Genomic DNA, 13,299 nt, shown 5'->3' with positions numbered 1-13,299 from the left:
CCCGCGGAGCGGGTACCACATCGCTGCGCGATGTGCAAGCGAACACCCGTGCTTCGCACGGGTGTTGCGCTCCCGCTCCGCGTTCGCGCTGTGCTGATCGCTGCGCGATCAGCACACCCGCCCTGCTTCGCAGGGCGGGTGACGGTCCGTCCGCTGCGCTTCCGGACCAGTGGGACTTCGTCCCACTTCCGGGTCTCCGCTTCGCTCCGGCCCGGGCCGGCGGGTCCGCTGCGCTCCCCCGCCTGACGGCCCTTCCGGCTGCGCCTCCAAGGCCTTTGGGGCCCGCTGGCGCGGGCCTAGCTGGCTGCGTGCGGGGGTCTTGCTTGTCGGGCGGGCGTTCGTGTGGCGTAAAGAACGCCCGCCACGCGGGCGAGGATGGAGTCGACGCCGGGCCGTAACTCCTCCTAGGGGGAGGCTGACTCCCCTTAGCGCTCGGTATGGGCCGCCGGCAACGAAACGGAGTCAGAGTTCACTGTCGATCCCGGTGACGGCCGGCGGGCCGAGCGGCGCGTCGGCTTCCGGGATCCCCGCCTCCTTCAGTGCGGCTGAGACGAGCCTTGTGGCGTCCAGCTCCGCCTCGTACCGGTCTGGAGCATCAACCTCGAGGCAGACGGAGAAGGTGTTGTCCTCGTTCAGTGTGAGGAGGTTCAGGCCTTCACTCTCACTGACGTACGTGTGCTGCGAGGCCAGCTTTCGTTCGAGAGCCGAGCGCGCGGAGTCGGTGATGTCCGAGATGAACGTGCCGGGAACGGTGATGACGAAGGTGGTCATGACGACTCCTCACATAGGTGAACCCACCGAGCCATATCTGACGTGCAATCGGAGGGTGAACGGTGACCCTTCACTTCTGCTGGCCCTTGCCCCCGCACGGCAGGCAAGGGCACATACCGCCAGTACCCCGCGCCCCGAATTTGCGGGTGCCAGGCTCAGGCGCTCGCGTGGCGTGGGGCGGTGGCTCGTCGGGGTGCGGCGTGATGCGCCGGCTTGTGGACCGGGGCGGCCTGGAGGCGCCGCAACCACAGAGAGGCGGCGCCGAGCAGGCCGGTGAAGCCCGCCAGGAGGAAGAGGGACACCCACATCTGGCGGCTCCCTGGATGGAGCCACCCCGTCCAGGCCGCAGCGGCCGTCCACAGCAGGACACCTGCCGTGTAGAAGGTGCGGACTCGGCGCAGCTGCCGTACGGCCCGCGGGGACGCGAGGTGTTCGGTCTTCGGTGCCATGCGGCCCGTGTACCCCGATCCACGCCACTCACCGGGGTGGTGGCCCGAGGCCGGGTGACGGCGAGTCAGGGAGATGGGGTGGAGATAGCGCCCTGAAGGGGCGTCGAGGTCCCGAATCGGCTCGCCAATAGTGAAAGGCTAACGGCTTGAAACCATATTGGGTGGTTTCTGTGTTCCTTGTGCTTCATTTTTAGGTCCGGATAGACTCTGGACTGGTGCACGCCACCCAGGTTCGTTCCGGGAAGGTTATTGAGATCTTTCAGACGGCTTTGCCGGTGCTCCGGCAAGGGAGAGCAACCGGCCGACCGAGTGAGTCCAACCGTAGTCTGCGGCTCGCTACGTGCAGGTTTCCCCTGCCCGCCGCTTGACCGACCGGACGGCAATCAGGAAGAGGCAGACGGATATGCCGCGCACAGACTGCGCTGATCAGCGTGAGGCAACCCAGCGAGAAGCTGTTGACGCGGTCGTGCGGGCCCTTGAGTTGCCTGCAAGATCACTTGTGCCCGAGCGAGGGGTTCGGACGCAGGTGATCATGGCGACCGGGTCCGGGAAGACCCGGGTGGCGGTCCGCAGCGCGGAAGAGCTCCACGCGGGCCGTGTGCTGGTGCTCGTGCCCGGCCTGGATCTCCTGGCGCAGACCGAGTCCGCGTGGCGTGAGGGGGGCCGCCGGGGGCCGATGATCGGGGTGTCCTCGCTGCGGGGTGAGGAGGTGTCCTTCCCCAACACCACGGACGTGGACGAGCTGGTGGAGTGGACCCGGAGCTTGGACAAGGTGACCGTGTACGCCACGTACGCCAGCCTCGGTCTGGGCACGCTGGAGCGGGCACACGCCGCGGGCTTGGCGGCTTGGGACCTGATCGTCGTGGACGAGGCCCACCGCGTTTCGGGCCGGATCGGCAAGCCGTGGGCGGTCGTCCACGACAACCAGAAGATCCCCTCCCTGCGCCGCCTGTACATGACAGCCACGCCCCGGCTGTGGCAGCTCGGGGACGAGGACGAGGCCGGCGCACCCGGCGAGCTGGTCGCGAGCATGGACGACGACCCCGACGGGCCCTTCGGCAACAGGGCGTTCACTTTGACGCTCTCGGAGGCCATCGACCGGGGAGTCTGTGCCCCCTACCAGGTCGTATGTGTGGACGTCACCGACACCGCGCTCCAGGCCGCGCAGCTCCTGGGCGCGGAAGGCCGGTCGGCAGAGGTGCGCGGGGCGCGGCTCGCCGCTCTGCAGACCGCTCTGATGAAGGCGTCGGCGGAAGAGGGCTTTCGCAGGACTCTGGTCTTCCACCACATGGTGAAGGAGGCCGAGGCTTTCGCGTCCGGCCTCCCCGGCGTCGCCGCGCAGCTGCACGCTGCCGACCCGGAGCTGTACCCCAAGACGATCTGGGCGAACTGGCTGTGCGGGGACCACAAGCCGCTCCACCGCCGTCGGCTTCTGGACGAGTTCGCCGCCTCGATTTCCACGGACGGCACCGTGGTGGAGAAGTGCTTCCTGTGCTCGGTGAAGGTCCTGGGCGAGGGCGTTGACACCAAACACTGCGACTCCGTCTACTGGGCCGATGTGCGCGGCTCCATGCCCGACCTCGTCCAAGCCGTGGGCCGGGCGCTGCGGATGCAGCCGGGCGAGGGCAAGATGGCGTCGCTCGTGGTGCCGGTGCTGCTCGGGCCCGGTGAGACGGCGGACAACATGCTCACCTCCCGGGCGTTCGGCGGGCTCGCCAAACTTTTGGAGGCGCTGCGGGCGCACGATGCCAGGATCGTGGAGACTCTCGCGGAACCACAGGCCCCGAGCCGTGTCAGGGGCGTTCAGAGCCGTAGTGGGGGCCAGGAGGCCGGAGGCGACGGGGAAGGCGGGCCGTCGGCACCTGCCCGGCAGCTGCTGAAGTTCTCAACGCCACGTGACCCCGCGCAGCTGGCGGCGTTCATCAACCTGCGTGTCCTTGACCCCGAGCACGAGCACTGGCGGCGCGGCATCGAGGCCGCCGTCATCTACGCCCGCGAGCACGGTGACCTGAGGGTGCCCTTCACGTTCCGCGTGCCCGCCGACGAGGACCAGGAGGCGGAAGCCACGGGGTGGCCGGCCTCGCTCGCCGGGTTCCCGCTGGGGCAGTGGACCGCCGACGCCCGCCGGTCCTACGCCCGGAGCGACATGGACGACAACCGTGTCGCGCAGCTGGAGAAGCTCGGCATGATCTGGTCCCACTTCGACATCGCATGGGAAGAGGGCCTGACCGCCGCGCGCGGATGGGCCGCCGAACACGGCCACCTCCTGGCCCCGCTCGACGCCGCCCACCAGGGATACAAGGTCGGCATCTGGCTGAAGAACGCGCGGGCCGCCGCCCGGAAGGTAACGGAGATCGAGCGGCGGCGCGCCGAGGGACTGTCGGTTCAGTCGTCGGCCGGGGCACTGTCCGACGAGCGGCGCGAGCAGCTGGAGGAGATCGACGCGTCCTGGTGCCCGAGCTGGCCGGTCACCTGGCAGCGCAGCTTCCACCTCGTGCGGATGCACCTGGACGCCGGCGAGGCGCTGCCCAGCGAGCCGGGCGAGGTCCTGCGCCAGGGCGAGGATCTCGGGCGGTGGGTGCAGTCGGTGCGGTACGGGTGGGGCCAGCTCACGACCGTGCAGCAGTGGATGTGCGAACACGTCCTCGGGCTCGGGCCCGTCGCCGAGGAGGACAAGCCGAAGCCGCGCCGTACACAGGCCGACAAGTGGGCAATGAACTACGAGGCCGCCAAACAGTTCTACGAGCGCGAGGAACACCTTCAGGTGCCGCGCAAGCACGTCGAGCGGATCGTCGGCGAGGACCAGGAGGAGCGGGAACTACGGCTCGGCGCATGGATCAGCAACCAGCGCTCCCGGGCAGCGACACTGGCCCCGCAGCGGATGGAGCAATTGTCCGCCATCGGAATGCGGTGGGCATAGCCGCGACATTCTCGGTTGCTGAGGTGTCGGGCCAAGCGTGTCGTCCGCGCTCAGAAGGGAGATTCCGTGCGGGCCGGCCGGTGTTCGCAGAACGAACTCTGGGCTGTCGAGGTGGAGCTGCGGCGAGCCGGTGGGTTTGAGCGCGGCCTGGCCGGACGGCTGTCCCGTGCGCACGGTGGTAACGAGCGGACCCGGGCGCGGGCCGTCACCGACGCCCGGACCGCACACGACGCCGAGAACACCAAGGACGAACGCGAGCCACGGCCGCCCGGCCGGTAGTAGGCCGCCGGCTGCACCGTGCCGCCCCTTCGTCCGGGCATCGGCCCGGCGTCTCGCGTCGGGCCGGGGAGCCAAGCCAGCGCAGCGCGGCCGGAGTTCCCCGCGCCGACAGACCAACCACACCCCACCCACACCAATATCCAAGAGCGGGCAGGCCAGTAGACAAGGGGAAGTCTGAGCAACTCACCACACAAAGATGGGCTCCTGCCAGCGGAAATGCAGGAAGCCGAAGGGAAACGGTGTCACCCCCCTTGCGACATCCTTTGAGGCATCCTTCGCGACGTCCTTTGAGACGGCCTGTGCCGCATCCCGGGGCCGACCGAGGCGATCATGGAGGTACGGGCCGCTGCCTGCGTGCCGCGTGCGATGCCCGGCCGCCACGGGAAGCGTCGGCTCGGCGCCAGTCTCGCAATGACGCGTACCAGCCCAGGCGTACCGGGACGGGCAGGCTACCGAGCGGGTCATGGGGCTGGGGCTACTGCTCGGTGAGGCGTCCTGGCACTGCGATACCGGCACGCTCGGGGGGCTGGCCTGTCCGGTCTGCGGCCGCGCGATCCAAGTCGGAGGAGCTCTGCAGCGCGACGCGGCGCACTCCCGGGCGGTGGCACTCAAGGGTCTGGCGCGGCTGTGCGGCCAGCGTGGCGCGGGGCGCAGCGTGTCGCCAGCCGTCATCTGCCAGGTCGTCACCCGGTCGTTTGACGGCTCGACGTCACACCCCCCGCTATGGAATCGGCATGGTGAGCGGCCGCACCGCCGCTGACCTGCGATGGTGAGTGCCCGACCCGGAAACTCACCACGGCCGACTCTCCGCAGCACGCCAGTAACCCTCAACAACCCGAGTTACACCGTTCGTTTGACAGACCCAGCGTCAGCTGCGGCGGACAGCAGTTGCGAGCAGCGCGCGGGCCGGGGTGCGGGAACGGCACGGCGAGCGCGCAGGCACCCGGCCCTGAAGCCCCGCCCCTGACGTGTGAGGCGTTCGTTAGGCTGCTGCTGGACTGGGTGACCTGGTGGAACACCCGCCACCGTCCGTCCGCGCTGAACGGGAAGACCCCCGTCCAGGCATAGCAGGCCGACGCGGCACCTCTGACGGATGTGGCCGCGGGGCAGCTGGCGACATTCGCTCTGGAGGACGATGGGCGTACGCACACGATCAGCACGTCCGGGGTGCGGTGGCGGCGGCGTTACTCCCTCGCCCCGTGGATGAACGGCCGTACCGGCACCAAAGTCTCGGTACGGCACCTGCCCCACCACGACACCACCAAGGTCGCCCCCATCAACGTGCCGGTGTTCCTGGAGCCGAACGAGGACCCCACCGACATGCTGGGGGCGGGAGATGCTCCTCCAGGAGCCGCCGGCTGCCTGATGCCGAACGTGGCTTCCCGTAGGGCCGGATCCGGGCGGGTGGGGGCTCGGCGGCGCCGCATCGGCCCGCCGGCGGCAGGCCGGCGGGCCGAAACGGTTCAGGGGAGAGGGTGCAGGATCACGTTCCCGTCACCCGCTCTTGTGCACGGGAACGGGTCAGACGGCCCACTTGGAGCAGTTCGAGGCGCTGGACCATGCGTGGCCGCTGATGGCGTTGTTCACCGTGACGCCCGAGGTGAACGTGTCGTCGGACAGGTTGGAGGCCCAGCGCTCGGTCCTGCTGAGGCAGATGTGTCCGCCGGTGCCGCCGGTGCCGCTGTAGAACTTGACCTCGTAGTTGTTGCCGTTGTTCAGGATCGAGGTCGCCTTGTTGGAGTCGCCTCCCTGGAAAGCGAGCGTGGAGTCACCCCAGTTGAGGTCGTCGCCGGCGGCCTTGCCGAGGAACCCGATGCAGTTGGCGCTGTCGTACGCGTACATGGAGCCGGAGTCGGCGCCGTCCCTGGCATCGCGACAGTCCGCCGCCTGGGCGGAGGTGGCGGGCACGATAACGCCGAGGGAGGCCACGGCGACGGTCGTCATGACGGCGAAAGCCTTGCGCATGAGGTGGTGCTCCTTCATGTGGAGGTGGGTGAATCATCCGCGACTGCTGGGTCGCGGAAACCTGTGAGTCATTCGCTATCGAGATCCTGGGCCCGGGAGAGTGCCGTCAGCCGCATGCGCTGGTACGTGACATTCTCTTTGCCGTACTTCTTCAGCAAGGGAGCGAGATATGCGCGCTCAAGAGTGCGGGCAGTCTTCCCGAGAGACGTCTGTGCAGCACACGTGGCCTCGGTCACCGCCAGGTCGATCTCGAATTTCCCGGCGTCGGGAGAATTCATTCCCGCGGTGAGCGCGATCCGCTTCTCCCGTAGATCATCCGGGGATGCGAAGGGCCGACCTGACTTTTTCATGCAGTGCGACCAGGCGCCGACCGCCTTTTTCATCCGTTCGTCGGCGAGGATGTCCGGGACGTAGAGCGGGGTCAGGCCCGTGACGGTCTTCTTGGCTTCGGACCAGGACTTCAGGTCGCCGTAGAGCTGGGTCTGTGCCCCGGCCCAGCAGCCCGTCCGGGGGGTCCCTATGGTGCCGCCAGCGGGCAGCTCCACGCGCAGTACATCGTCGAACTCGCCGTTGAGGGCCACGTTGTAGCGGATACGGTCCTTCTTCGGGAGGCCGTTGGGGTACCGGACATTGGGGTGCTCGCGGCGGTCCTTCTCGGCCGCTTCGTCGAAGGGCCGGCCGTAGCCGTACTTCTTCGCCCAGGCGACGTCGTCGATCACGTAGCGGCCCGCCTTGCGGGCGTCGACGCTCACCACCGTTCCCATCCAGTACTTGAATCCCTTGCTCTCCATGCATTCCTTGACGAGTGCGTGCTCGGCGTACTCGATTTCCATCTCCTCGGGGACGGTCAGATCTCTGAGGTTGCTGTCCGAAATCGTGACCGTGTCCCTCTTCGGAGGTTTAGCAGAGTTCGCCGTGACATCCGTCCCGGCGCCGCAGCCCGCCGTGATGCAGGCAGCCGCCACGACGGCGACGGATATCGAGAAGGCCCGCCTCATGTGATGCACGCTCCCTTAAGGCTGACGTGGCGCCCGAGCCACGTTCGACGATGACGCCCCGTTCTCCGGCCCCGCCCATGGACTTTAGGATCATCGCGGGATTCGGGATGTGTCACCCGTGCAGGGAACTTTGTCAGTGGTGCACACCGCCGCGAGGTGGCGTCGCGAGGGCCGTTCCCGCGTGTCACCGTCGAACTCGTTGCGCGGCGGGAGAGGGCCCCGGCACACTGATGTCAGGAGCTGACACCGTTTAGGGGGAACGTGTGGGGCAACGGGCTGAGGTACTGCCGGGCCGGCTCTGTGACCGGCGCACAGGAAGGTCTGTCGCATGAGCCCGGCTCTGGACACCGCGTTCATACCGTCGTCGGACCGGGAAGAAGTGGTCAGGAACGCGGTGTGGGAGTCCGTGGTGGCAGTGGATATCGACCACGGCCCCGCGGCCGAGGACCTCAGCGTCCGCCTGGGACTCGGCACCGTCGGGCCCATCAGGATCTGTTCGGCACGGGCGACCGCGGTCACGATCCGCCGGACGGAGCGGCTCGCCCGTGAGGACGAGGAGCCGGCCGTCTTCCTCGGTGTTCAGATGACGGGCAGCAGCCTGGTGGTGCAGAACGATCGTGAGTGCCTGCTGGGGCCGGGGGACTGTGCCGTCTACGAATCGATCGCTCCCTACACGCTTCTCTTCGACGAGGGAGTCGACCACCGCTTCATCCGTTTTCCCCGCGCGTTACTCGCGCTCCCCGACCGGTTGTTACGAGACCTCGCCGCTGTCCCCCTGGGATCCGACAACCCCGTTGCACGCCTCGCCTTCACCTACTTCTCCCAGCTGGCCGTCAGCGACGAGTTGCTCCAGGGGGCGCACGCCGACGCCGTCGTGGAACCCAGCGTCGGACTCCTCCGTGCCGTCCTGACGACCCAGTACGGTGACTCCGGTCTGGCCAAGGAACCTCTGGAAGCCACACTCAGCCTGCGGATCACCCAGTACATCCGGGCACACCTGGCTGATCCCGGTCTGTCGGCGGCACGGATCGCCGCCGCACACGGCATCTCCGTACGCCATCTCTACGCGGTGCTTTCGCGGTCGGGAATCAGCCTCGGCGACTGGATCCGTACCCGCCGCCTGACCGAATGCAGGCGGGAGCTTGCCGGACCGAACGGGCGGATCCGGACCATCGCGGCGATAGGCCGGAGCTGGGGCTTCGTGGACGCGACCCACTTCAGCAAGGTGTTCAGGCAGACGTTCGGGATCTCGCCCCGGGACTGGCGCGAACAGAACCACCCGCGCTCGCGCACGTGAGGGTCTCCGCGCGGCCGCCCGCATCCCGAGCCGGCTGACGTACGTCGGCCCGCACCAGGTCGTAAGCGTCGAACGTCGAGCCGGCCGCCACCGTCCTCGGGTCGAAAAGGACCAGGTCGGCGCGGTAGCCATCGCGGACCAGACCTCGGTCCGGCAGCCGGAGACGGGCTACATCGTGCGGCACGCGCAGGTCTTGTTCAGCCTCGACCTCTACGACCACCGCTTCGGGCTCTTCCCCATCAGCTCGAAAGCATCCCCGACTGACGCGTGGCAGAAGGCCAGGCGCCACGATTCGGACGTGCTGGACCGTTCAGCAGCAAAGCCGAATCGCTGCTGGAAGACTTATCGCATCAGCCAACTGGTCGGTTCGGGGGATGAGGAGCTGTGGCGCAACAGCGCAAGGGGTACTACCGGGCGAGCACTACGTTAAGTCCTCATCGGCTTCCAGCGGGTGGAAGAAGCCGTCCGTCGGCGTGATCCTGGTGGTATGCGTTTTGGCCATTGCCGGATGGAACACTCTGGTCGGAAATGACTCCGGTGGCACCGAGAAGCCTCCTCAGCCCCGCCCTTCGGGAGCCTCTTCTGCGCCGGCTGACCCTGGTCAGTGACGGCGGCTGGGCCACAGAGCGAAGAGCCGTCGCCGTGACTTCTCGGGCTCGCCAGGGCCCCTGCGAGGCGCCGCAACGCTCGGTTCTTGCGTCATGGCTTCGATTCACCGCAGTTCCTGCCAGGTGCTGTGCCATTGGCGGATCTGGCTGTCAGGGACCCCGCAGGCGGACAGGTAGGCGGCTGTGGTGGTCCACGTGGCGGGGAGCCCGTCGCGGTTAACCAGTCTGCTGATGCTTGCTGTGGAGATGCCTCCGGCTGACCGGCGACTGACCTCATGCTGGGTCAGTCCGCTGATCTCCCGTACCGCCGCGAGGCTCGTGAAGAAGCCGGTGACGGTGCAGATTGAAGCCGGGTCGGGCCACAGGCGGTGGTCGGGCTCAAAGGCTGCGGCGGCCGCGATCGGAAGGACGGGAAGGTCCGCGTGGTTGCGGGCCAGGGCAACGCGGGCACCGCTGTTGCGGTTCCTGGCCTGAGGAACGGGGTGTCCACGCGCTTCCAGGGTCAGGCGCAGGTGATGGTAGACGGCATAGAAGTGGGCGTCAGCGGGGACCTGATCCGCAGAAGCCGGACGTGGCCGGCCGAGCGGTGGGCACCTCATGGCTTCGAGGTGTCCGGGAGTGAAGTACGGAAGTGAGTAGACCTGCGGCAGGATCCCCCGTCATGGATCCCGCCGTCGTCGCTGCCGTCATTACCACCCCCACCGCCGTGATTGCCGCCGTTGCCGCCTATGTCGCAGGGAGTGCACAAGCGAGGGCGGCCCACCGCGGGCCCGTGGACGCTGTCCGCAGGCAACACCAACGTGAGGCGTACGCCGCCCTCGTCATCGAGGCCAGCAAGTACGAGAAGCACATGTTCCGGGAGTACATCGAGACCATCAGCCCTCGGATGCGACATCACCGGAACGGTATTCTCGCCGGCCCCGATGCTAGCGAGGCTCTTCTCTTCGCTGTCGCAGCCGTACGCCTCGAAGGGCCGGCGCACCTCGCCGAACTGGCCCACCGGATCGAACGCGCCTCGAATCACGTCTTTGGTGCTGTGCTGACGCTCCAGGCCACCGATGACCCCACCGCCACATCTCCTGAGGACCTGCGACAGTTCGATGAGCGGCACAACATCCTCAAGGACCGTGAGCGGGCCTTTGTCGAAGCAGCTAGCGCCCATCTCAACGGTGCTAGATCGCTGCCGTTGCGGCTCCGTAGGGCGACACGGCCGTCGGCCCACCGGCCGGCAAGGGCGCGGTAACCGTCCCACTCCTGTTATGCGCTGTTGAGCTGTCCACGGACTATCGTCCAGCGTCATGTCGATCACCGGTTGGCGAGCACGGGAGTTCAGCTCCCTGTTCGCCGATCTCGGTGAGGGGTTGGATGATCTGGGGGTGCCCGAGGGGCAGCCGTTCCTGATCAGTCCGGCGGGCGTGTACGACGTGGCGCTGAACCGGTATTTCTCGGTGTGGCTGGCGTCTTCGCCGTGGAACACCCAGGCCGCCCATGTCCGGGCCCTGCGCACGTACTTCGACTTCCTGTGGTTCGCGCGAGGCAGGCGGGACTGGCGTGATGTGCACATGGACGACCGGGCGGCGTTCGAGTGGTGGGGCGGTCACCTACGACTGCCATGTCTGCCGGCAGCCCTACGAGCGCCCCGATCTGGCCGCCTGTGCCGCGCACGACGCGGTAGGGCGGCATCAATCGCGTCGAAGGCGCCCTTGAACTGCTGAATCGACCCACAAGGACCTGACCGCACCACACGGGCCTCGACCCGGAATCCTGGGGACAGGGACTGCGCGACGGGACTCGACGCCACGTAGGTGGGCAATTTCCGGAATCCCAGCAGCACGCGGTGGCGGTAGTCCTCCGGCCGGCCGCCCCACCCGTCCAGTCATGCCGGTATGGGTAGCAACGGCCGGATGACCTGCCATTTGGGGATTCGGGCCATGCTGCAGCCGAGTACTACCCGGATGGTCGCCTGGACCTGAGGCTGGGGCCGCGCTTCAGCGAGGCAGCAGGACGTCGACCTGCCTGCGGATGTCCTGCACGATCTCCTCGACGCTCAAGGCGATGTTCACGCTCGCCGCCATGCTGAGGAACATCACGGCGGACACGATGTGTGCCAGCGTCGCGGCGTCGCCCTCTGCGGCCCGTTCGTCTCGGCGCAGCACGGCGGCGACGGCCTCCTCGGTCTGCGCGACGATGGCCAGTGCCGCGCCGTGCCGGGGCTCCTCGGGGTCGCCGAAGACCATCTCTCGCAGGTAGGTGCGTCCGTTGTCGATCTGGATGCGGTTGCACTCGACGATCGGCCGGACGATCGCCAGCACCGCGTCCAGCACGCCGGGGACGGTCTCGGCGTCCGCCCGGCCCTGCTCAAGCGCTTCGGCGTACTTGGCGTTCTGGACAAGGAGGAGGAGTTCGCCCTTGGTCTTGGCATAAAGGAACAGGGTCCCGGTGCCGATGTCGGCCTTGTCCGCGATCTGCTGGGTCGTGACCTCGTCGACGCCGTGTTCGGCGAACAGTTCACTGGCGGCAGCGACGATGCGGTCGAGTTTCTCCTGCTTGTTCCGCTCGCGCCGTCCGACCGACTGGGAGGCGACAGACATGGGTGGTGTCCTCGTTCGTTCTGTGTCGCCCGTCGCGGTTGCGGCGGGTCAGCTGCTGCCGATGACGGCCTTGCCGCGGATGCCGCCCTGGGACAGGGACTGCAGCGCCTGCGGGGTCTGGTCGAAGCCGACGACCTTTCCCACGACCGGACGCACCACGCCCTGGTCGATGAGAGTGGTGATCTGGCGGAGCTGGTCGCCGCTGGCGCGCATGAACAGGAACTCATACGTCACGCCGAGCTTCTTGGCCTGCCTGCGGATCTTGCCGCTCATGCCTGCGACCGCCAGGCGCAGCAGCGGGTTCAGGCCGGCCTCGCGGGCGAACGCGGGGTCCGGGGGACCGGCGATCCCGATGGCCTTGCCGCCGGGCTTGAGCACCCGCAGGGACTTCTCGAGATTCTCACCACCGAGGCTGTCCAGCACCAGGTCGTAGCCGGTCAGGAGCTGCTCGAAGTCCTGGCTGCGGTAATCGATCACCGTGTCCGCGCCGAGCGCGCGCACGAAGTCCGCGTTGGAACCGCTGGCGGTCGTGGCGACGCTCGCCCCGAGGTGTGCGGCGAGCTGGATCGCGATCGAACCGACCCCGCCGGCGCCGGCGTGGATGAGAACCTTCTGCCCTGGCCGCACCTTCCCGCGCTCCACCAGCGCCTGCCACGCCGTGAGCGCCGCCAGCGGCAGCGAGCCGGCCTCTTCCATACTGATGGAAGCGGGCTTGAGCGCCATGTCGCCTTCCGCTATGGCGATGCGCTCGGCGAACGTGCCGATGCGGTCCTGGTGGGGCCGGGCGTAGACCTCGTCTCCGGGCTTGAAGCCGCGAACTGCCGCCCCGACGCTGATGACGGTGCCCGCGACGTCGTTGCCCAGGATCAGCGGCAGCTCGTAGGGCAGGATCTGCTTGAACTCACCGGCCCGGATTTTCTCATGTAGCGGGTTCAGTCCGGCGGCCTCCACCCGGACGAGCACGTCCTGCTCCCCCACGGTGGGTTCGGGGACGTCCGCCTCTTGCAGCGGCTCCTTGTACTTGGTGACGACGAACGCTCGCATGGGGCACTACTCCTTGTCTTCATCCTGTCTATCCAGGCGTGAGGCCAGATCAGTCAATTCGGCGTGACATGGGGGCCTAGCCTCACCCCATTAATCCGATTGCACTCAATTATGAGTCTGCTCAGGATTATGCAAGGGGGGTCCCATGGGACGCGGTCACATGCCGATCGGGCGCCGCGAGCGGGCCAAGCAGGCCAAGCGTGAGCGCATCATGACCGCAGCCCGCGAACTGTTCGCCGCACATGGCGTCAGCGGGGTCACGGCACAGCAGCCGGCCGTGCCCGCAGGTCCGCCCCGTCCCGTTCGGCCGCGCCCGGAGCCCCGGGACCGGTCGGTCCCGGGGCTCCAGTCCCGCTCCACCTGCCCGCAGCCGACCC

The 13,299-nt window shown here is 68.0% G+C and carries 12 protein-coding genes and 1 pseudogene; 5 read left to right on the top strand and 8 right to left on the bottom strand.

Annotated elements, in window-relative coordinates:
* Positions 1-462: 462 nt before the first annotated feature.
* Together AB0C82_RS34055 and AB0C82_RS34050 are read right to left on the bottom strand one after the other, a co-directional pair.
* Positions 463-771: a hypothetical protein gene (locus AB0C82_RS34055; protein WP_362849990.1), complete on the bottom strand. Its 309-nt coding sequence runs from the start codon at positions 769-771 to the stop codon at positions 463-465.
* A 155-nt stretch (positions 772-926) separates the two neighbouring features.
* Positions 927-1,220 (bottom strand): hypothetical protein, encoded by a 294-nt coding sequence (locus tag AB0C82_RS34050; RefSeq protein WP_362849988.1) that lies wholly within the window; start codon positions 1,218-1,220, stop codon positions 927-929.
* Positions 1,221-1,623: 403 nt separating this feature from the next.
* Between AB0C82_RS34050 and AB0C82_RS34045 the strand changes: the two genes are divergently transcribed.
* A complete protein-coding gene (locus AB0C82_RS34045; protein WP_362849985.1) occupies positions 1,624-4,140 on the top strand; it encodes a Helicase associated domain protein in 2,517 nt (838 codons plus the stop codon).
* Positions 4,141-4,206: 66 nt separating this feature from the next.
* Positions 4,207-4,419: a hypothetical protein gene (locus AB0C82_RS34040; protein ID WP_362849982.1), complete on the top strand. Its 213-nt coding sequence runs from the start codon at positions 4,207-4,209 to the stop codon at positions 4,417-4,419.
* 1,521 nt (positions 4,420-5,940) lie between these two features.
* Here AB0C82_RS34040 and AB0C82_RS34035 read toward each other — a convergent pair.
* Both AB0C82_RS34035 and AB0C82_RS34030 read right to left on the bottom strand, forming a co-directional pair.
* Positions 5,941-6,384: a hypothetical protein gene (locus tag AB0C82_RS34035; protein WP_362849979.1), complete on the bottom strand. Its 444-nt coding sequence runs from the start codon at positions 6,382-6,384 to the stop codon at positions 5,941-5,943.
* A 68-nt stretch (positions 6,385-6,452) separates the two neighbouring features.
* Positions 6,453-7,382 carry a hypothetical protein gene (locus tag AB0C82_RS34030; RefSeq protein ID WP_362849976.1) on the bottom strand — a complete coding sequence of 310 codons (930 nt, stop codon included), beginning with the start codon at positions 7,380-7,382 and terminating at the stop codon, positions 6,453-6,455.
* Between the two features lie 328 nt (positions 7,383-7,710).
* Between AB0C82_RS34030 and AB0C82_RS34025 the strand changes: the two genes are divergently transcribed.
* Positions 7,711-8,679, top strand: coding sequence for a helix-turn-helix domain-containing protein (locus AB0C82_RS34025; RefSeq protein ID WP_362849973.1), 969 nt, complete (start codon positions 7,711-7,713; stop codon positions 8,677-8,679).
* On the opposite strand, the pseudogene AB0C82_RS34020 reads toward AB0C82_RS34025, so the two are convergent.
* Positions 8,612-8,848, bottom strand: a pseudogene (locus AB0C82_RS34020) (D-aminoacylase); the annotation flags it as partial. The gene AB0C82_RS34025 and the pseudogene AB0C82_RS34020 overlap by 68 nt on opposite strands.
* Before the next feature lie 543 nt (positions 8,849-9,391).
* Entirely contained in the window at positions 9,392-9,886 is a 495-nt protein-coding gene (locus AB0C82_RS34015; RefSeq protein ID WP_362849970.1) for a helix-turn-helix transcriptional regulator, read from the bottom strand.
* Positions 9,887-9,948: 62 nt separating this feature from the next.
* Here AB0C82_RS34015 and AB0C82_RS34010 point away from each other — a divergent pair, with 62 nt between their 5' ends.
* Together AB0C82_RS34010 and AB0C82_RS34005 are read left to right on the top strand one after the other, a co-directional pair.
* Positions 9,949-10,530 carry a hypothetical protein gene (locus AB0C82_RS34010; protein WP_362849968.1) on the top strand — a complete coding sequence of 194 codons (582 nt, stop codon included), beginning with the start codon at positions 9,949-9,951 and terminating at the stop codon, positions 10,528-10,530.
* Between the two features lie 55 nt (positions 10,531-10,585).
* Positions 10,586-11,002, top strand: coding sequence for a hypothetical protein (locus AB0C82_RS34005; protein WP_362849965.1), 417 nt, complete (start codon positions 10,586-10,588; stop codon positions 11,000-11,002).
* 273 nt (positions 11,003-11,275) lie between these two features.
* Here the strand turns inward: AB0C82_RS34005 and AB0C82_RS34000 are convergent, their stop codons facing one another.
* On the bottom strand, positions 11,276-11,878 hold the full coding sequence (locus tag AB0C82_RS34000; RefSeq protein ID WP_362849962.1) for a TetR/AcrR family transcriptional regulator: 603 nt from the start codon (positions 11,876-11,878) through the stop codon (positions 11,276-11,278).
* A 48-nt stretch (positions 11,879-11,926) separates the two neighbouring features.
* A complete protein-coding gene (locus tag AB0C82_RS33995) occupies positions 11,927-12,922 on the bottom strand; it encodes an NADP-dependent oxidoreductase (protein ID WP_362849960.1) in 996 nt (331 codons plus the stop codon).
* Between the last annotated feature and the right edge of the window lie 377 nt (positions 12,923-13,299).

This window comes from Streptomyces sp. NPDC048560 (assembly GCF_040650955.1).
In the GTDB taxonomy this organism is placed as follows: domain Bacteria; phylum Actinomycetota; class Actinomycetes; order Streptomycetales; family Streptomycetaceae; genus Streptomyces.
Note: the sequence above shows the minus strand (reverse complement) of the source record. Positions and strands in the feature narration are given on the sequence as shown.